General features: G+C 62.9%; 18 protein-coding genes. 8 read left to right on the plus strand and 10 right to left on the minus strand.

Annotation, left to right across the window (positions count from 1 at the left end; translation table 11 throughout):
* Window positions 1-87 precede the first annotated feature (87 nt).
* Both J2Y68_RS19870 and J2Y68_RS19875 read right to left on the minus strand, forming a co-directional pair.
* Entirely contained in the window at window positions 88-978 is an 891-nt protein-coding gene (locus J2Y68_RS19870) for an SMP-30/gluconolactonase/LRE family protein (protein ID WP_309996103.1), read from the minus strand.
* Between the two features lie 10 nt (window positions 979-988).
* Window positions 989-2,446, minus strand: coding sequence for an MFS transporter (locus J2Y68_RS19875; protein WP_309996104.1), 1,458 nt, complete (start codon window positions 2,444-2,446; stop codon window positions 989-991).
* Between the two features lie 203 nt (window positions 2,447-2,649).
* On the opposite strand from J2Y68_RS19875, the gene J2Y68_RS19880 reads away from it, so the two are divergent.
* From J2Y68_RS19880 to nagB, 7 genes are all read left to right on the plus strand, one after another.
* Complete coding sequence (locus J2Y68_RS19880; RefSeq protein ID WP_309996106.1) at window positions 2,650-3,834, plus strand: ROK family transcriptional regulator; 1,185 nt, start codon at window positions 2,650-2,652, stop codon at window positions 3,832-3,834.
* Between the two features lie 119 nt (window positions 3,835-3,953).
* Entirely contained in the window at window positions 3,954-5,282 is a 1,329-nt protein-coding gene (locus J2Y68_RS19885; RefSeq protein ID WP_309996108.1) for an ABC transporter substrate-binding protein, read from the plus strand.
* Window positions 5,282-6,277: a carbohydrate ABC transporter permease gene (locus tag J2Y68_RS19890; RefSeq protein ID WP_309996111.1), complete on the plus strand. Its 996-nt coding sequence runs from the start codon at window positions 5,282-5,284 to the stop codon at window positions 6,275-6,277. The genes J2Y68_RS19885 and J2Y68_RS19890 overlap by 1 nt, the downstream gene beginning before the upstream one ends.
* Before the next feature lie 3 nt (window positions 6,278-6,280).
* Window positions 6,281-7,147: a carbohydrate ABC transporter permease gene (locus tag J2Y68_RS19895; protein ID WP_309996114.1), complete on the plus strand. Its 867-nt coding sequence runs from the start codon at window positions 6,281-6,283 to the stop codon at window positions 7,145-7,147.
* Between the two features lie 2 nt (window positions 7,148-7,149).
* Window positions 7,150-8,418: a 6-phospho-beta-glucosidase gene (locus tag J2Y68_RS19900; RefSeq protein WP_309996116.1), complete on the plus strand. Its 1,269-nt coding sequence runs from the start codon at window positions 7,150-7,152 to the stop codon at window positions 8,416-8,418.
* Window positions 8,415-9,461: an N-acetylglucosamine kinase gene (locus J2Y68_RS19905; protein WP_309996157.1), complete on the plus strand. Its 1,047-nt coding sequence runs from the start codon at window positions 8,415-8,417 to the stop codon at window positions 9,459-9,461. Before J2Y68_RS19900 ends, J2Y68_RS19905 begins: the two co-directional genes overlap by 4 nt.
* A gap of 32 nt (window positions 9,462-9,493) precedes the next feature.
* A complete protein-coding gene (gene nagB / locus J2Y68_RS19910) occupies window positions 9,494-10,243 on the plus strand; it encodes a glucosamine-6-phosphate deaminase (RefSeq protein ID WP_309996118.1) in 750 nt (249 codons plus the stop codon).
* Between the two features lie 93 nt (window positions 10,244-10,336).
* Here the strand turns inward: nagB and J2Y68_RS19915 are convergent, their stop codons facing one another.
* The 6 genes from J2Y68_RS19915 to J2Y68_RS19940 all read right to left on the minus strand — a co-directional run bounded on the left by J2Y68_RS19915 (window position 10,337) and on the right by J2Y68_RS19940 (window position 14,921).
* Window positions 10,337-11,626 (minus strand): adenylosuccinate synthase, encoded by a 1,290-nt coding sequence (locus tag J2Y68_RS19915; RefSeq protein ID WP_309996120.1) that lies wholly within the window; start codon window positions 11,624-11,626, stop codon window positions 10,337-10,339.
* Window positions 11,627-11,856: 230 nt separating this feature from the next.
* A complete protein-coding gene (locus tag J2Y68_RS19920; protein WP_309996121.1) occupies window positions 11,857-12,396 on the minus strand; it encodes a hypothetical protein in 540 nt (179 codons plus the stop codon).
* Window positions 12,393-13,094 carry a hypothetical protein gene (locus J2Y68_RS19925; RefSeq protein ID WP_309996122.1) on the minus strand — a complete coding sequence of 234 codons (702 nt, stop codon included), beginning with the start codon at window positions 13,092-13,094 and terminating at the stop codon, window positions 12,393-12,395. The genes J2Y68_RS19920 and J2Y68_RS19925 overlap by 4 nt, the downstream gene beginning before the upstream one ends.
* Entirely contained in the window at window positions 13,081-13,602 is a 522-nt protein-coding gene (locus J2Y68_RS19930) for a signal peptidase I (protein ID WP_309996125.1), read from the minus strand. Before J2Y68_RS19930 ends, J2Y68_RS19925 begins: the two co-directional genes overlap by 14 nt.
* Window positions 13,599-14,258: a SipW-dependent-type signal peptide-containing protein gene (locus J2Y68_RS19935; RefSeq protein WP_309996127.1), complete on the minus strand. Its 660-nt coding sequence runs from the start codon at window positions 14,256-14,258 to the stop codon at window positions 13,599-13,601. The genes J2Y68_RS19930 and J2Y68_RS19935 overlap by 4 nt, the downstream gene beginning before the upstream one ends.
* 3 nt (window positions 14,259-14,261) lie before the next feature.
* Window positions 14,262-14,921, minus strand: coding sequence for a SipW-dependent-type signal peptide-containing protein (locus J2Y68_RS19940; protein WP_309996129.1), 660 nt, complete (start codon window positions 14,919-14,921; stop codon window positions 14,262-14,264).
* Between the two features lie 268 nt (window positions 14,922-15,189).
* Between J2Y68_RS19940 and J2Y68_RS19945 the strand changes: the two genes are divergently transcribed.
* Window positions 15,190-15,822: a uracil-DNA glycosylase family protein gene (locus J2Y68_RS19945; protein WP_284985231.1), complete on the plus strand. Its 633-nt coding sequence runs from the start codon at window positions 15,190-15,192 to the stop codon at window positions 15,820-15,822.
* A gap of 208 nt (window positions 15,823-16,030) precedes the next feature.
* Here the strand turns inward: J2Y68_RS19945 and J2Y68_RS19950 are convergent, their stop codons facing one another.
* Both J2Y68_RS19950 and J2Y68_RS19955 read right to left on the minus strand, forming a co-directional pair.
* Entirely contained in the window at window positions 16,031-16,453 is a 423-nt protein-coding gene (locus J2Y68_RS19950) for a DUF3151 domain-containing protein (protein ID WP_039239501.1), read from the minus strand.
* Window positions 16,453-16,716 (minus strand): class II fructose-bisphosphate aldolase (locus tag J2Y68_RS19955; protein WP_309996135.1); only part of this gene is annotated, 264 nt, incomplete at its 5' end. The genes J2Y68_RS19955 and J2Y68_RS19950, both read right to left, overlap by 1 nt.

Raw genomic sequence — 16,716 nt, forward strand, 5'->3', positions numbered from 1 at the left:
CACTCCCCTGTTTGCAGTGGTGATGCTTTGGTCCAGCGTATCGAACCACCACCCCCGACCAACAGCAACCTTACGAAGTTGCCGCAATCAGCCCCGCCAGGCAGCGTCCTGGGCAGAAGTCCGCAGCCGGTACAGGGACGTGGTGGCCGTCAGATAGAGGTCCCGGCCCTCCGGCCCGCCGAAACACAGGTTGGACACGCGTTCGGGGACGTCGACGGCGGCCAGCAACCCGCCGTCGGGGGCGTAAACGCGAACGGAAGCCCCGGCGGATGTCCACAGCCGGCCCTCCGTGTCCACGCGTAAGCCATCGGACACACTGTCCTCATCAAGCTCAACGAACGTTTCGCCCGCTCCGCACGTACCACCAGCAACCGGGAACACGGCGATGCGGAACGGGACCCCACGGGTAGGACCGGCAGTATCCGAGACATACAACAGGGATTCGTCCGGCGAGAACGCCAGGCCGTTGGGATGGACCAAGTCCGTGATGACGGGGCGCAGCTCGCCCGCCGCAGGATCGAAGCGGAAAACATAGCAGCCGCCGTACTCCTGGTCACCCTCATGGCCCTCGACGGTCCCGGGCAAAATTCCATAAGGCGGATCCGTGAACCACACGGTACCGTCGGCCGCCACCACAACATCGTTGGGCGAGTTGAGCCGATGCTCTCCGAACGCATCGACAATTACCGTCACCTCGCCGTCGTGATCCCGTTCCATCCGCCGGCGGCCGTGGCTGCACTGGACCACGCCGCCGTCCCGGTCCAAGGTCCGGCCGTTGGTGTACTCGACGGCGGTGGCGTACTCGCGCGTGGCGCCGGTGGCGGGGTTGAACTCCAGGATGCGGTTGTTGGGGATGTCGCTCCAGCGCACGGTCCGCGATTCCGGAACCCAGACGGGCCCCTCGGCCCAGACGGTGCCTTCGAACAGTTTTTCCAGGCTGCCTTTAATGAGCGGGATGGCGGGGGCTGCTTTGTCCATGGTTTCGAGACTAGTCCTCCACGGCTGCGGCACCTGTCTTTTCCTGGGCCGGCGATTCGCCTGGCTTCTTGTCCGTGGCCGGCATGGCGACCACCGCAATCACCGTCAGCACCGCACTCACCAGGACGGCGAGGAACACGGCTGAGGACGCCGACACCGTGGTGTGCGGATCGGAGGCGCCAGCGCCGTTGGCGTAGATGGCGTTGGCCACCGCGCCGAACACGGCCACGCCAATGGCACTGCCGATGGAGCGGGCAAAGAGGTTGGTTCCAGTCACCACTCCGCGCTCATTCCACTCCACGCTTGATTGGGCTGCGATAAGGGTGGGCGTCGCTACAAGTCCCAGCCCCAGGCCGACGATGAAGCAGGACACGGCAACCAAGAGAACATTGGGCGAGGAGGCAGTGAGGGCGAGGACCGACGCACCCACCACAGTGATGGAGATACCGATCAGGGCCGTCCTGCGGAAACCGATCCGAAGGTAGAACCGTCCCGCCTGGGAGGCGCTGATGGGCCACCCAATCGTCAGGGCCGCGAGCGCGAGTCCTGCCAGGATCGGGGAAGTCTTGATGGATCCTTCGAGGAAGGTGGGGACGTAGGAAGTAAGGCCCAGCAGGACCGCACCCACGCCGAACGAGACGAGGGCCGTCGTCGCGAGCAACCTGCGGGACACTACCCACGGCGGAAGGACGGGCTCGGCGGCCTTCCGTTCCACCAGGATGAACAGTCCAAACAAGACCGCACCTGCAACGAAGACACCGATGCTGATGGCGGAGTTCCATTCCCAGGCCTGTCCACCCTCCAACGCGCCCAGGATCAGCAGGCTCAGGGACACCGTCAGCAGGGCAGCGCCTGCATAATCCACGCGGTGCTTGGTGCGTTCAACGTCCTCGTGGAACGCGCGGACCAGCATCCACCCGGCCAAGAGGCAGAGCGGGATATTGATGAGGAAGATCCAGCGCCAAATTCCCAGGGATGAGAAAACACCGCCCAATGTTGGCCCTACCACCGAGGAGATTGCCCACACGCTGGCCAGGTAGCCCTGGACTTTGGCGCGTTCCGCGAGGGTGTAGATATCACCGGCGATGGTGATTGACACAGGTTGCACTGCACCTGCACCCAAACCTTGGAGGACGCGGAACGCGATCAGCGCGGGCATGCTCCACGCCAGGCCACACAAGATGGAGCCCAGCAGGAACAAGCCGATGCCCCAGAGGATAAGGGGTTTGAGGCCAACCATGTCAGACAGCTTGGCGTAGATGGGTACGGAGACGGCTTGCGCCAGCAGATAGGCCGAGAACAGCCACGGGAAGGACGAGAAGCCGCCGATGTCCTCAACAATGGAGGGCACCGCCGTGGCGACGATAGTCGAGTCGATCGCCACCAGACCCGTGGAAAGCATCAAGGCAATCAGAATCGGTCCCCGCTTGGAACGGAATCCGACGCCGTCACTGGTCTCTGTTGTCATCTGTCCCGTTCCCGTCGTCATCCCGTTGCGTTCATATGTGGGCTCAGCCCCAAATGACGTAACCCCGGAGGCACAGGAATTAGTCCCGGGGAACGTCAATGAAATCTTTCGGCTGGACCCTTTTCTGATCCGGGCCACCGTGGTAATTTTTAATCGACTGGTAAGTTACCAGTCGATTCGACTCATAAGAGGTTTCACATCCCATGGCAATAGGCGCACCGCAACGGCTCCGCATCCTGAACGACCAGACCGCACTGGGCTTTATTTTGGATGCCGGCTCCATTTCGCGTGCGGAACTGGAAAAGCTCACAGGGCTATCCAAACCGGCCACCACCGAGCTCCTTAACCGCCTTGAGGCTGCAGGACTGGCGGAAAAGTCAGGTAAGCGCGACGGCGGTCCGGGGCCCAGTGCCCAGCTCTGGAGAGTCCGCCCTGAAGCAGGCTACGGTGCAGCTGTCGAGGTGCAGCCTGGCAAAATCACCGTGACCATAGCAGACCTCGCCGCCAACCCGGTTGCCCACGTCCAACAAAGCTGGAACGCGAGCAGCGGGGCTGCCGACGTGGGACGCTGCATCGACGCGGCTTGTGATGATGCAGGATTGGTCCGCAGCCAACTTCTGCATTTGGTGGTTGCCATTCCAGGCGCCCTGGATCCCCGCACCGGGATGCTCCGCTACGCGCCCCATCTCCCAGCTTGGAACGGAACCAACGTCACTGCGGCGCTCCGGTCCGAACTGGGAATCCCCACAGACGTAGAGAATGACGTCAACCTCATGGCCTTGTCCGAGATGAAGAACGGCCTCGCAGAGCAAGCCGAGAACTTCGCCTTGGTATGGATTGATGACGGCGTTGGCTCAGCTATCGTCCTGCGCAAGGAATTGTTCACCGGCCTCACGGGCGGAGCGGGTGAAATCGACTACCTCCCGGTGTCGGCGGCCCCTGGTGCAGGGACTGAGGACCCGCAGGAGAGGCTGAAGCTGGGCGACTTGCTCAGCCCGGAGGCCATATCCGACCTTGCCACGGCTCATGGTCTGAAGTATCCCCTGCCGGAGAAAGCCATCGCCGCAGCGGCCGCCGACGACGACGTGGTACACCCCTTCATTCAAGACCTCGCCAGCCGGATAGCCCTGGGACTGGCCGCCATCGTTACTGTCCTCGACCCCGATCTCATCATGCTTGGGGGGAAATTCGGAGCCGCTGGAGGTCAAAACCTGGCCTCAGTGGTGCAAGAAGAGCTTTCCCGCGTTCTGGCGACGTCACCGGCGTCGGCCACCCGCATTGTCTCCTACCCCGTCACTGACGGGGCAGCCCTGTCCGGGGCACTCCAAACAGCCCTTGCCAAAGCAAGGGACAAGGCGTTTGCAACCGGATCCATAGTTACACCCTGATCCTCTAAACCCCGGGGATCATTCCTCTCAGAACAAACGCTTCAAGCGTGTGGAGAGCCGACGGCCGACACACGTCTATGTCGTCGTACCCAAATCCCCCACCCCACCCGGAGAAATCAATGAAAAAGGCATCGAACTTCCTTGGATTAGGCCTGGTTATCGCCCTTGCCACCACCGGCTGCGGAGGCGTGGGTGCTTCGAAACCCACCGGAGCAGCACCCCCGCCTTCCGATGATCAAAACGTCACCCTTACTGTCTGGAGCGGCTTCGCCGACCGGGAGTTGGACGCTCTCCAGACGGTGCTGGACAAGTTCCACTCTGCCCACCCGAACATCACCATCAAGAGCGAAGGGAGCCAGGACGACGACAAAATTACCCAAGCCATCAGGGGCGGGAATGCACCAGACCTGGCGATTTCATTCACCACCGACAACATCGGCCAATTCTGCAGCTCTGGCTCCTTCCAGGACCTGAAGCCCTACTTGGACCGCGACAAAGTAGATCTGGGTAAAATCCCCGAGGCAACCAAGGACTACACACAGTTCAACGGCACCCGCTGCGCCATGCCGCTTTTGGCCGACGTCTACGGGCTCTATTACAACAAGGCCATGTTCGACGCCGCCGGGCTCACTTCGCCGCCGAAGACCATGGGCGAACTCTCCGAGTATGCCCGGAAACTGACCCAGTTCAACCCCGATGGCAGCATCAAAGTGGCCGGCTTCGTCCCCACGCCTTCGTTCTACGAGAACACAATCCAGACTCTGGCGCCCCAGTTCGGTGCCAAATGGCAGACTCCCGACGGCAAGTCTGCACTGTCCACGGACCCGGGCTGGAAGGACATGCTTAAGTGGCAGAAGGACCTGACCGAGTTCTACGGCGCTGACAGGCTGACCAAGTTCACGGCCCAGTCCGGCCAGGAGTACTCGGCAGACAACGATTTCCAAGCCGGGAAGATTGCCATGATCATGGATGGCGAGTACCGCACAGCGTTTGCTGATCGTGAGGCCAAGGACCTCGAGTACGCCACGGCCCCCTTCCCTGTGGCCGATTCCAAACCGGAACTCTACGGAACCGCCTACACCACGGGAACCATCGCGGGCATCCCGAAGGGCGCCAAGAACGCAGGCGCATCCTGGGAATTGTTAAAGTACTTGACCACAGACGCCGACGCTCTGGTGTCCCTGTCGAACTCGCTGAAGAACGTCCCCACCTCTACCGATGCCCTCGCGTCCCCGGAACTTAAGTCGACAGAGCAATTCAAAACGTTCCTTGACCTCTTCCACGGCGGAAAACTGGCCAACAGTCCGGCCTCCCCAAATGGCGGAGCCTACTTGAAGATCGCACAGGACTTCGCGCTGAAGTACGTTGCAGGTGACTCCACCGATCTCGCCAGCGGGCTCCAGGAAGTCGATAAGCAGATCGACGACAGCGCGCAATTGGGCAAGTGATGAGCGCAACCACCATGCCCACCCGGACCGCGCCTGCGGTACCGACAGGGACCGGCCCGTCTGGATCCGCCGGGGTCAAGCGTCGGCGGAAGCTGACCGTCTTGGCTTTCATGTCACCGTGGATAGTAGGCCTCACCGTCTTCTTCCTCTATCCGCTGCTTGCCACCGCCTACTACTCCCTGACCAACTTCGACCTGATCAGCGATCCACAGTGGACCGGCTTCAGCAATTACGTCTTCATGTTCACCAAGGACCCCTTGATGTGGAAGGCAATCGGAAATACTGCCTGGTTGACCGTTGTCATCACCGTCGGCCGAGTGGGTTTTGGTCTGCTGGCGGCGATGGTCCTGGTGAAGATCAAACGCGGCGCAGGTGTCTTCAGGACGCTTTTCTACCTGCCGGCCCTCGCCCCGCCCGTAGCCGCCTCGCTGGCGTTCGTCTTCATCCTGAATCCGTCCACTGGACCGCTCAACCAATTTCTGGGTGTGTTTGGGATTGACGGACCGCTGTGGTTCAACGATCCAGCCTTTGCTAAACCAGCCCTCTCAGTGATGGCGCTCTGGACATCGGGCACCATCATCGTCATTCTGTTGGCCTCGCTGCTGGATGTTCCCGGTGAACTTTATGAGGCAGCATCCCTGGACGGCGCAAACGCCTGGCACCAGTTCCGGCATATCACCTTGCCGTCCATTGCCCCCGTGCTCATGTTTTCCATCGTGAACTCGATCATCGTCGGACTGCAGTTCTTCACGGAGGCAGTGGTGGCAGGGTCCGTGGCCTCGGGCAGTACGGCCACGGCCGGGTCCAGCCTGACTATCGGCTATCCAGACAACTCAACACTGACCTTCCCGATGTGGCTCTACGAGCAGGGTTTTCATCAGTACCACATGGGATACGCCTCGGCCATGGCAATCGTCCTGTTCGTGGTATCCGCAGTATTTACCGTCATTTTGGTCCGCCGGATGCGTTCCGCCGGAATCGGAGAGGAGGAATAAGCCATGGCTTTATCAGAAACGGCAAGCAAGTTGAGCAGTGGTCGGCAGGGCCAAAAGTTCCTCTCCTGGGTGGGGCTTCATGCAATAGCCATAGCCTTGGCAATCGGCTTCATCGCCCCGATCCTGTTCATCATCCTTACGGCCTTGATGAGTGACCAACAGGCATTGACCAAGAACCTTTGGCCGACTTCCTGGCATTGGGAGAACTTTGCAACAGTGTTTGAGAAAGCACCCCTGCTGCAATACTTCTTCAACTCCCTGCTTTATGCCGGGTTGGCCACCGTCTTCATGCTCATATCCAGCGTGCCTGTGGCATACGCCCTTTCCCGAATGAAGTGGCGTGGCCGGAACACCATGTTTTACCTGGTGATTGTGGCAATGATGCTCCCTCCCCAGGTGGTGGCCGTTCCCATGTACGTGGTTTGGGCCCAGCTGGGGCTAACGGGCACCCTATGGCCCCTCATCATTCCCAACCTGTTCGGCGACGCGTTCAGCATCTTCTTGCTGCGTCAGTTCCTGATCACCATTCCGCAGTCATACTCGGACTCGGCGCGTGTGGACGGGGCCAGCGAATTCGGCGTCCTCTACCGAATAATTCTTCCCATGGCCCGGCCGGGAATCGCGGCCGCCGCGCTGTTCAGCTTCCTGAATACCTGGAACGACTATTTCGGGCCTCTTCTCTACACCGGAGAAAACACCGGGAACTGGACACTGTCCCTGGGGCTTGCCTCTTTCCGTAGCGTCCATCAGGTCCAGTGGAACCTCACCATGGCTGCCACTGTGCTAGTGATGGCCCCGGTCATTCTGCTCTTTTTCTTCGCACAAAAACAATTCATCGAGGGCATCAAGTTCTCGGGAGTAAAGGGATAACCATGAAAGTTGCTGTCATTGGTGGCGGTTCCACCTACACGCCTGAACTCATCGATGGCTTTGCCCGGCTGAGCGAGGTCCTTCCGATTACGGAACTGTGGCTGGTTGACCCTAACGAGTCACGGCTGGAGCTGGTGTCCGGACTGGCCCGGCGGATCTTCTCCCGCGCCGGCCACACCGGAATCATCAAAACTACGTCCGTTGTGGCCGACGGTGTCAGCGACGCTGACATTGTGCTGATCCAGTTGCGGGTCGGTGGACAGGCTGCCCGGCACGGAGATGAGACGTTCCCCCACAAAGGCTGCTGCATCGGCCAAGAGACCACAGGTCCGGGCGGCTTTGCCAAGGCGCTCCGAACCGTCCCGGTGGTCCTTGACATTGCCGAAACAGTCCGGGAAAAGGCGAAGCCGGGTGCATGGATCATCGATTTCACCAATCCCGTAGGGATCGTAACCCGCGCCCTGCAGCAAGCCGGTCATCGCACCGTCGGGCTCTGCAACGTTGCCATCGGCTTCCAGCGCAAGTTTGCCGACCTGCTGGGCACTGACCACAGCAACGTGTCACTGAACCACGTCGGTTTGAACCACTTGACCTGGGAACTCGGAGTCAACCTCCGCACGGACCAGGGCACCCGTGACGTATTGCCGGAATTGCTCAAGTCCAACATCGACCACATTGCGTCAGACGTCCGCATGCCCCAGGCACTGCTGCGGCTGCAGGGCGCCGTGCCCTCCTACTATTTGCGCTACTACTACTTGCACGACACTGTGCTGGGCGAGCAGCAATATGGCCGAAGCCGGGCACAGGAAGTCCAGGAGGTTGAGAGCGCACTGCTGGCCAAATACGCGGACCCCTCCCTTGCTGTTAAGCCTGAGGAACTAAGCCAGCGGGGCGGTGCCTTCTACTCCGAAGCAGCAGTGGACCTGATGGCTTCACTGACCTCCAATCGCGGCGACACCCAAATAGTGAACGTTCGGAACGACGGCGCTTTGCCGTTCCTGCCGGATGACCACGTCATTGAAGTACCCGCCGTGATCCAGTCGGGCAAGCTGACCGTGCAGCCCATAGCGCCGTTGCCGGAGGACATGCGGGGCCTCATCAGCGCTGTGGCCGGCTACGAACGTTTGGCTTTGGACGCCGCACTGCACGGCGGCCGGGACCGCGTTGTGCGAGCGATGCTCGCCCATCCCCTGGTAGGCCAGTACGAGAAGGCGGAACGACTCACGGACCTCCTCCTGGCCGAAAACCAGCAATACCTGACTTGGGCATGATGAACCTGGCGCAGCAGCAAACCCTACCCTCGGCAGCAAACCTGCCCCCCGGAGCCTTTGTCCTGGCCATCGACGGCGGCGGCTCCAAAACCGACGCCGTAGCCCTGAGCGCGGAGGGCGAGCTGTTGGCAAGCGGTCGCAGCACGGGCTCCAACCACCAAGTCCTGGGGCTCGAGCATGCGTTGTCGGTGATCGATGCCCTTGCAACGCGAGTGCACGGCGCGGTGGGCCACCGACCCTTGGTTCAAACAAGCCTGTACCTCTCTGGCATGGACCTGCCCGCGGAAATGATGATGTTCTCAAAAGCCATCGCCGGCAGAACCTGGGTCCCGCAGTCCGGGAGCCATACCGCCTTGGTGGATAACGACCTCTTTGCCCTCCTGCGTTCCGGCACGAATCAGCCGGATGCTGTGGTGGTGGTCTGTGGGACCGGAATCAATGCCGCCGGTGTCCGGGCCGATGGTGCCACGGCCAGGTTCCCGGCGCTGGGTGCTATCTCGGGTGATAGCGGAGGTGGGGGCTACTTGGGCTCGCGCGCCTTATGGCATGCTGCCCGGTCCGAGGATGGGCGTGGTCCCAAAACCCTCCTTGAGGCCACTGTGCCGCAGGCCTTTGGAATGTCCAGTGTCATGGCCGTGACGGAGGCCATACACTTCAAACGACTTCCTGCCAGGTCCTTGGTCAATCTCTGCCCAGTGCTTTTCGAAGCGTCCCGGGCCGGTGATCAGGTGGCTGCTGCAGAGGTTGATCATCAGGCCCGCGAGATAGTCCTCATGGCGGTAACTGCCCTCCGCCGCCTGCACCTCGAGAATGAGTCCGTGCCGGTGGTGCTGGGCGGTGGTGTACTGGCCGCTGGTGATGCACGGCTGATGTCCGAAGTGGAGGGTGGCCTGCGCAAACTCGCGCCACGCGCCCGCATGCAACTGGTGAAGTCCCCTCCCATACTCGGCGCTGGCCTGCTGGCCTTGGAGGCAGCAGGCGTGGGCGGCTCCGTAGTGGACAGGGCACGAACTGCCATTGAAAATCACCGCCCGGTGCAATGACCGGGCTCTCCCTCCAACGAAAGTAGCTGCCAATGGAACTCATGGTTGTTCAAGGTCGCCAGGAACTGGGTGCTGCCGCTGCAAAAGTGATCGCCGAACTGGTCCGCGCACATCCCCGCAGTGTCCTCGGCCTGGCCACGGGCGCTTCGCCGCTCCCCGTGTACGCGCAGCTCACCGCAGACAGCGGCACAGATTATCGGCAGACCACGTGTTTTGCGTTGGATGAGTACGTGGGATTGGCCGCCCCGCATCCCCAGAGTTTCGGACAGTTTGTCCGGGAGCATGTTGCAAATCCGCTGGGAATCGCGGCCGAACGTATCCATGTTCCTGATGGAGTTGCGGAAGACCTCGAGGCCGCCTGCGCCCTGTTTGAAAGAGGAATCGAAGCAGCGGGAGGAGTTGACCTCCAGGTCCTGGGTATCGGCAGGAACGGCCATTTGGCCTTCAATGAGCCTGGATCTGCAGCCGACAGCAGGACCCGCGTGGTTGCGTTGTCAGAGGATACCCGGCGGGCGAACGCGCGGTTTTTCGCGAACCCTTCCTCGGTGCCCACTCATGCTGTAACCCAGGGGCTTGGGACCATTCTCGCGGCCAGGCATCTTCTCCTTCTCGCCAGCGGACCGGAAAAGGCCTCGGCTGTCGAGAGGGCATTGAACGGGCCGGTAACTACCGACTGCCCGGCCTCGGTCATCCAGCTCCATCCCAACGTCACGGTTATCGCGGACCAACAGGCTGCGGAATCATTGGGCAGCGCGGAGGCGATGGTCCCAACGCTCCATTAGGCGCTGATTCAGTCGGGAGAAACGACGACGGCGGGTCACCTCCGGTTCCGTGTGGAACCAAGGCGACCCGCCGACGTCGTCATCCAGTAGGACTTAGTCGTTGATCAGGTCGTGAACCACGATGGTCTGGTCGCGGTCCGGGCCGACGCCGATGGCCGAGAAGCGCGTACCGGAAAGCTTCTCGAGGGCCAGCACGTAGTTGCGGGCATTCTCAGGAAGGTCCTCAAGGGTGCGGGCGCCGGTGATGTCCTCGGTCCAACCGTCGAAGTACTCGAAGATCGGGACTGCGTGGTGGAACTCGGTCTGCGTCATGGGCATTTCGTCGTGGCGCACGCCGTCGACGTCGTAGGCAACACAGACCGGGATCTGCTCGATGCCCGTGAGGACGTCCAGCTTGGTGACGAAGTAGTCCGTGAAGCCGTTGACGCGGGAAGCGTGGCGGGCCAGGACTGCGTCGTACCAACCGCAACGGCGGGGACGGCCGGTGTTCACACCGAATTCGCCACCGGTCTTCTGCAGGTAAACGCCCATCTCATCGAACAGTTCCGTGGGGAACGGCCCAGCGCCAACACGGGTGGTGTAGGCCTTGATGATGCCGATGGACCGCGAAATGCGGGTGGGGCCAATGCCCGAACCAACGGAAGCGCCGCCGGCCGTGGGGTTGGAGGAGGTGACGAACGGGTAGGTGCCGTGGTCTACGTCCAGGAACGTTGCCTGGCCGCCTTCCATGAGCACAACCTTGCCCTCATCCAAGGCGTTGTTGAGCTCCAGCGTGCTGTCGATGACCAGCGGACGCAGGCGCTCGGCGAAGGACAGGAAGTACTCCACGATCTCGTCCGCCACGATGTCGCGGCGGTTGTAGACCTTGACCAGGAGTTCGTTCTTCTGGCGCAGCGAACCTTCCACCTTCTGGCGGAGGATGGACTCGTCAAAGACATCCTGGACGCGGATGCCCAGGCGGGCCACCTTGTCCATGTAGGCCGGGCCGATGCCACGGCCGGTGGTGCCGATGGCGCGGCTGCCGAGGAAGCGCTCGGTAACCTTGTCCAGCACCTGGTGGTACGGGGCTACGAGGTGGGCGTTGGCCGAAACGCGCAGGCGGGACGTGTCCGCGCCACGGGCTTCGAGGCCGTCGATTTCCTGGAACAGGGCCTCGAGGTTCACCACGCAGCCGTTGCCGATAATGGGAATGGCGTTGGGGCTCAGGATGCCCGCGGGAAGGAGCTTGAGCTCATACTTCTCACCGCCAACAACCACGGTGTGCCCGGCGTTGTTACCGCCGTTGGGCTTGACCACATAGTCAACGCGGCCACCGAGCAGATCGGTTGCTTTGCCTTTGCCTTCGTCGCCCCACTGGGCTCCGACGATCACGATAGCGGGCATGGGATCCTCCCCCATTCTTTCGGGCCCGCTCCGGTTGGATCGCCAGAGTCAGGCGCCGTACATGAGAATGCCCCGACATAACCGGTGCAGTTCACCGCGGGCGGTGACCAGCGCAAGAGTTCGGGGCTCTTACCAGCCAAGTTTAGCCGATGGCAACGCTTTCTCTGGTGTCAAGGAGACTTCAATGGCCACCGCGTGAAGTTTTCTCCAGTGAAACCAGCTCCCAGGCACTACGCGGCCGGTGGCAGGTTCCGGCAGCTGCCACCCAACCCGGCGATGAGCCCCGCGTTCGTGGCCACGGACGCCGGCTTTGACACCCAAAGGTTCACTGGGTCCCTGACGACGATTGCCAGTTGGAGCTCTGTCCCGAGGCCAAGGAGGCCGCCCAGGAGGTTGACCGGAACGTCCGTGACGTAGCCGGCGGCCGCCGACCCCGTGGTGTTGGACGTGATGGAGAAACCCGTCAGTGGCGCAAGCAAGGAACCCAATCCGCTGGTGGAGGCCTGCATCTCCGAATTGGCCAGGGTGTAGCCCGACGGCGGCTTCCAAAAGATCCGCACATAGGCACCAATGCCAGCGATGCCCGGGTTGTAGGTGCACGTCCCATTCAAGGTAGGGGCGGGGATGGTGATGGTGCCGAAAGTCCCAGCACCGTACGCATCCCGTTGCCAACCCGCTTCGGTGGCGGATGGAGGGCTGGACGCCGCCAGCACCACGGCAAGCGGCACGGCAAGGGCCAACCCCACGCGGATCCCCGTGAACGGCCTCATGTCCCGGCACCCCGCAACCGTGCCAGCCCAAAGCCGGAGACGACAGCCACCAACGCCAGGAACGCGAACCCGCCAAGCCGGGCTCCAGTGTCAGCCAAAGCGCCCGACGTCGGCCCTGCTGGCTTTTCGGGGAAGGTCCCGTTACCTGCGTTTCCGCCCGCGCCGTCCCCACCTGTGCCAGCTCCGCCGCCGTTGTCCCCGGAACCGTGAACTCCCACCACGATGTGCGTGCGGCTTCCCTGAACTTCGCCGGGTACATCCTCGGCCAAGGTTGCCGTCACCAAGACGTGGGCGCTGGCAGCCTCAAAGCTTCCGGGTTCCATGAGGTCCACCCGCACGCCCTCCGCGGTGGCCAGGGCTGCGGGTTCCATCAGGACGCGTTGGGAACCAGGGCACGTGTTCCCAACCCATTGCTGGCTGCAGGAGCGAAGGCCTACGGTCAGGAAATCCCGCAGGGAACCGGCCGCGACCGCCTCGGATTGCAGACCGAGGTGAAGCGATTGCGCGGGTTCACCAAGGACCCGGACGTCCACCTCCCAATCCGCGCTCCCGCCGGGGGTGAGGCGATGCACTTCGCCGGCCGGACCGGCGTCGAGCTCCAACCAGCCGGAAGGCCCGCCGTCCGCAACCGCGGCAGCGGGGCCCAACAGGAACGCGCCCGCCAACGCGGATACCAAAATCAAACTACGCCGCAACATGCTGACCGCTTGTGCGCCGGACGTCCCGGGGCCACAGGACCCACGTCACCAGAGCCGACACGGCAACGGTGGTGGCGCCGAGAACCACCGGGTTGGCGGCCGCGGCCACGGGGCGGGCCAATCCGGGCGCCGACCAGAGGACCAGTCGCACGCGTTCCACGACATACGGTGCGGGATCGGCTTCGGCATTGGCGTCGCCCTTCATGGTGATGGTCCGCCCATCCCCGTCAGCGGCAGCCACGGCCTGCACCCGGTGGGTGATGGGCAGCTTCCCGGGCCTGTCCACGGTCACTACATCGCCAACATTGATCTCGCCCGCGGGGATCTCGCGCACCACAGCCAGCGAACCTGCCGGGATGGAGGGCGCCATGGATCCCGTCTTGAACATGATCAGGGTGATGTTGAACAGCACTGCGCAGACCACCGCGAGTATGCAGACAGCACCCCCGGCGGCCGCGATATTGAGCACAGCTTCCCGCGAGCGGCTCCGTAAATCGCGGTGGCTCATGAGCTTGAGGTCGCCGTGAACTGCCAGATGGCCGTTGCGGTCTGGCCTTGCAGGGCGTTGTTGGCGCCCGCGGGCAGGGTGACCTCGAAGCAGAATTGTGTCGGCGCCCCCGGGAGCGTGGCAGTGGCCGCCGCCAGAGGATTCACGACGCCGGCCGCTTGCCCCAGCGTGAACGGCTTAGCGCCGTCGCTGCCCACCACAAAAACGGGCGTACCCGTGAAGGAGGACGCCTGGCACGTCGCCGAACGGACCACGCGATAGCGAAGGGCCGCCCCCAAGTCCGCGTTCCCCGTCCCGCTGCTGGTCACGGCAGGCGTTCCGAGCACCACTTCGCCGGCAACTGACGCGGCTTTGGTCCGGATGGCGAACGGTGCGTAAACCACGGTTCCGGGACTCATGGCGGATGCGGTGAAAACCAGGGTGGCTCCCGGGGAGATGTCGTTGGCACTCCACGTACCCTGGGCGTCATAAGGTTTGGTGGCATTGGATTCGGTTTGGAATACGCTCGCGCCGAAAGAACCGGCAGCGAAGTCGCTGTCAGTCCAGGAGGCCAGCGTCACGGAGCTGCCCACTCCCAGCACCAATGCCCCTGCGAGGAGCGCACGCAGGCGGAGGTATGCTGCGCTGGGCTTGCTTGCGGCTTGTCGGCGACCCATGGATCACTGCGATTGTGCGGCGAATTCCCAGGTGGTGCTCCCGGTTTGGGATTGGACCAGGTCCTGATCGGCCGTGATCCGGAAGCATAGGTTGACCGGCGCGCCAGGGTCAGTGCCGGCTCCCTGGGTCAGCGCAAAGGTGACGCTGCCCGGCGTCGTCCCCACTGATTGGCCGGCCGGAACCAAAGTAGCTGTCACTGCTTGGCCGCAGCCGAACGCCGTCGACTGGGTGAGGGCGTAGGTGAGGCCCACGAGGCCGCCTGTGGAGGTTTCCGTGGACACGGTAACTGTGGCGTCGCTGGTTGTGGTGCTGTCCAGCCGGACGGCGAAGGGTGCCGTGACAACGTCGCCGGGAGCCATGTTGGCAGTGTTCGCGGTGAAGCCAAGCGTTGCGGGCGCGGTCACCGGGTTCTCGCCGAAAGTGGATCCGTCCGTGCTGCCCTCAAGGTTGAAAGCTCCGGCGGTGAAGGTGCCTTGGGCAAATTCGGAGTCGTTCCAGGCTGCCAGGGTGATGGCCGCGCCCACTCCAAGAACCAGGCCGCCAGCCAGAATTGCCCTGACTTTCGGCGCCCTCCTGCGGCGCTGGCCGGTTTCCGCTGTGGTTGTTTCCTGTGCGAACATCGTTCCCCCAAGATGAATGTAGGCGTCGACGGGTCTCAACATGGCTGCCCCTTCCGACCAATCATCCACTTGCCTTGGAAACGCACGCCGAGACCTGCACTTAAGGGTTAATCGATGCCATCGAGACGCCCGACACGTTTCCCGGGCAACACGCCGCGTCTCATTCGGGGGCGCGCCGGAGCAGCACCCGTTCACCCCCATAGTCCGGTAAGGTTAGTTAGCCCCCAACAGCACCCTTTGAGGTTCGGCAGCGGCATGCCCGCGGCCCCTTGGAACGGTGCGCTGTAACACCTAGGAGACCTAACCCCTGATGCAAGAACTGGCGACTGAATCACCCGAAGAAATCCTCTGGAACCGCCGCTACGAACCCCGCATCGCCGAGGTCAACGAGCTCTGCGACGCCATCAAGGAGCAGAAGCCAGGCAGCGAGGTCCTCTACATCGACCCCGCCCACAGCATGGATGACTGCCGCATCGTCAGCCTTTTCTCCAACCAGCGCACCACTTCCGGCGAGGGTTTCATCACCCCCGGCGACGAGGAAGCAGCCACCCGCATGCTCGGCATGCAGTGGCAGCTGGGTCTCCGTCCCGAGCTCATGATGCCGTGGAACGCGTACCCGTGGATCGAGCCCAACGAGGAACCGGGCAAGCTCACGCCTGCCAACATCACCGAGGGACTCAAGCCGTTGCTGCGCCTCCTCCAGCTCCTGCCGCGCACCTCCGCGCTGGTGGCGCACGGCAATGAGGCCCACCGCCTCGCCGACCAGCTCATGAAGGCCGCTCCGGCCAGCATCGCCCGCCGCGGCTTCAAGACCTTCAAGGTCCGTTCGCTCGGTGGCCGCTCCTTCGCCGGCACCCCGGCACGCCAGCAGGAATACCTGGACGCCATCCACGGCGCCTACGCCGAGGCCATGGCCCGCACGGGCATTCCCCGCAAGGCCTAGTACCCCCTTTCGTTGCGGGGCCCGCTCTGCGCCCTAAACTCCCGGTTTAGCATGCAGATCGGGCCTCACAACACACACACCTTCGTTGCGGGGCCCGCTCTGCGCCCTAACCTCACGGGATACCCCGCAAAGCGGGCCTCACAACACACACACGACGGCGACCCCCACCTTTCAGGTGAGGGTCGCCGTCGTTGTTTGCTGTAATGCCTTAGCGGGCTTCGAGCGCTGCCTTGGCCTTGGGGTCCGAGTCGTTCAGGAACTTCTCGATCCGCTCAGGCTCCTCAGCCTCGCCAATGGCGGAGGCTGCACGGCCCAGTGCGTAGAGTGCACGCAGGAAGCCTTGGTTGGGCTCGTGCTCCCACGGAATGGGTCCGACTCCGCGCCAGCCGTTGCGGCGCAGGGAATCCAGGCCGCGGTGGTAGCCGACGCGGGCGTAGGCGTAGGACTCGATGGTCCGGCCCTCCGCCCAGGCTTCCTCCGCGAGGATGGCCCACAGGAGTGACGACGTGGGGTTTTGCGCTACGAGGTCCAGTGCTTCCTTGCCGAGGGCCAGGTGCTGGTAGATCTCGTTTTCGGCGGGCAGGAGCGTGGGCTCCGGCCCCATCAGGTTCTTCCGGAATTCGTCGGACATTAGAAGGTCTTGCCCACCGATCCGAGCTGCTGGGCTGCTTCGACGATGCGCGCGGCCATGCCGGCTTCGGCGGAAGCGCCCCAGACGCGGGGGTCGTAGGTCTTCTTGTTGCCCATTTCGCCGTCGACCTTCAGGACGCCGTCGTAGTTGGAGAACATGTGGCCGGCAACCGGGCGGGTGAACGCGTACTGGGTGTCGGTGTCGATGTTCATCTTGATCACACCATAGGAAACAGCGTCAGCGATCTCCTGCTCCGTGGAGCC

Source organism: Paenarthrobacter nitroguajacolicus (genome assembly GCF_031455195.1).
In the GTDB taxonomy this organism is placed as follows: Bacteria; Actinomycetota; Actinomycetes; order Actinomycetales; family Micrococcaceae; genus Arthrobacter; species Arthrobacter nitroguajacolicus_D.

Bases quoted from the DNA above. Each gene is read 5' to 3' on its own strand.
- J2Y68_RS19900 (WP_309996116.1), top strand. From the start codon at position 7,150: ATGAAAGTTGCTGTCATTGGTGGCGGTTCCACCTACACGCCTGAACTC.
- J2Y68_RS19940 (WP_309996129.1), bottom strand. From the start codon at position 14,921: ATGTTGAGACCCGTCGACGCCTACATTCATCTTGGGGGAACGATGTTC.
- J2Y68_RS19875 (WP_309996104.1), bottom strand. From the start codon at position 2,446: ATGACAACAGAGACCAGTGACGGCGTCGGATTCCGTTCCAAGCGGGGA.
- J2Y68_RS19920 (WP_309996121.1), bottom strand. From the start codon at position 12,396: ATGAGGCCGTTCACGGGGATCCGCGTGGGGTTGGCCCTTGCCGTGCCG.
- J2Y68_RS19880 (WP_309996106.1), top strand. From the start codon at position 2,650: ATGGCAATAGGCGCACCGCAACGGCTCCGCATCCTGAACGACCAGACC.
- J2Y68_RS19905 (WP_309996157.1), top strand. From the start codon at position 8,415: ATGATGAACCTGGCGCAGCAGCAAACCCTACCCTCGGCAGCAAACCTG.
- J2Y68_RS19925 (WP_309996122.1), bottom strand. From the start codon at position 13,094: ATGTTGCGGCGTAGTTTGATTTTGGTATCCGCGTTGGCGGGCGCGTTC.
- J2Y68_RS19895 (WP_309996114.1), top strand. From the start codon at position 6,281: ATGGCTTTATCAGAAACGGCAAGCAAGTTGAGCAGTGGTCGGCAGGGC.
- J2Y68_RS19945 (WP_284985231.1), top strand. From the start codon at position 15,190: ATGCAAGAACTGGCGACTGAATCACCCGAAGAAATCCTCTGGAACCGC.
- J2Y68_RS19890 (WP_309996111.1), top strand. From the start codon at position 5,282: ATGAGCGCAACCACCATGCCCACCCGGACCGCGCCTGCGGTACCGACA.
- J2Y68_RS19885 (WP_309996108.1), top strand. From the start codon at position 3,954: ATGAAAAAGGCATCGAACTTCCTTGGATTAGGCCTGGTTATCGCCCTT.
- J2Y68_RS19930 (WP_309996125.1), bottom strand. From the start codon at position 13,602: ATGAGCCACCGCGATTTACGGAGCCGCTCGCGGGAAGCTGTGCTCAAT.
- J2Y68_RS19935 (WP_309996127.1), bottom strand. From the start codon at position 14,258: ATGGGTCGCCGACAAGCCGCAAGCAAGCCCAGCGCAGCATACCTCCGC.
- J2Y68_RS19870 (WP_309996103.1), bottom strand. From the start codon at position 978: ATGGACAAAGCAGCCCCCGCCATCCCGCTCATTAAAGGCAGCCTGGAA.
- J2Y68_RS19915 (WP_309996120.1), bottom strand. From the start codon at position 11,626: ATGCCCGCTATCGTGATCGTCGGAGCCCAGTGGGGCGACGAAGGCAAA.
- J2Y68_RS19950 (WP_039239501.1), bottom strand. From the start codon at position 16,453: ATGTCCGACGAATTCCGGAAGAACCTGATGGGGCCGGAGCCCACGCTC.
- nagB (WP_309996118.1), top strand. From the start codon at position 9,494: ATGGAACTCATGGTTGTTCAAGGTCGCCAGGAACTGGGTGCTGCCGCT.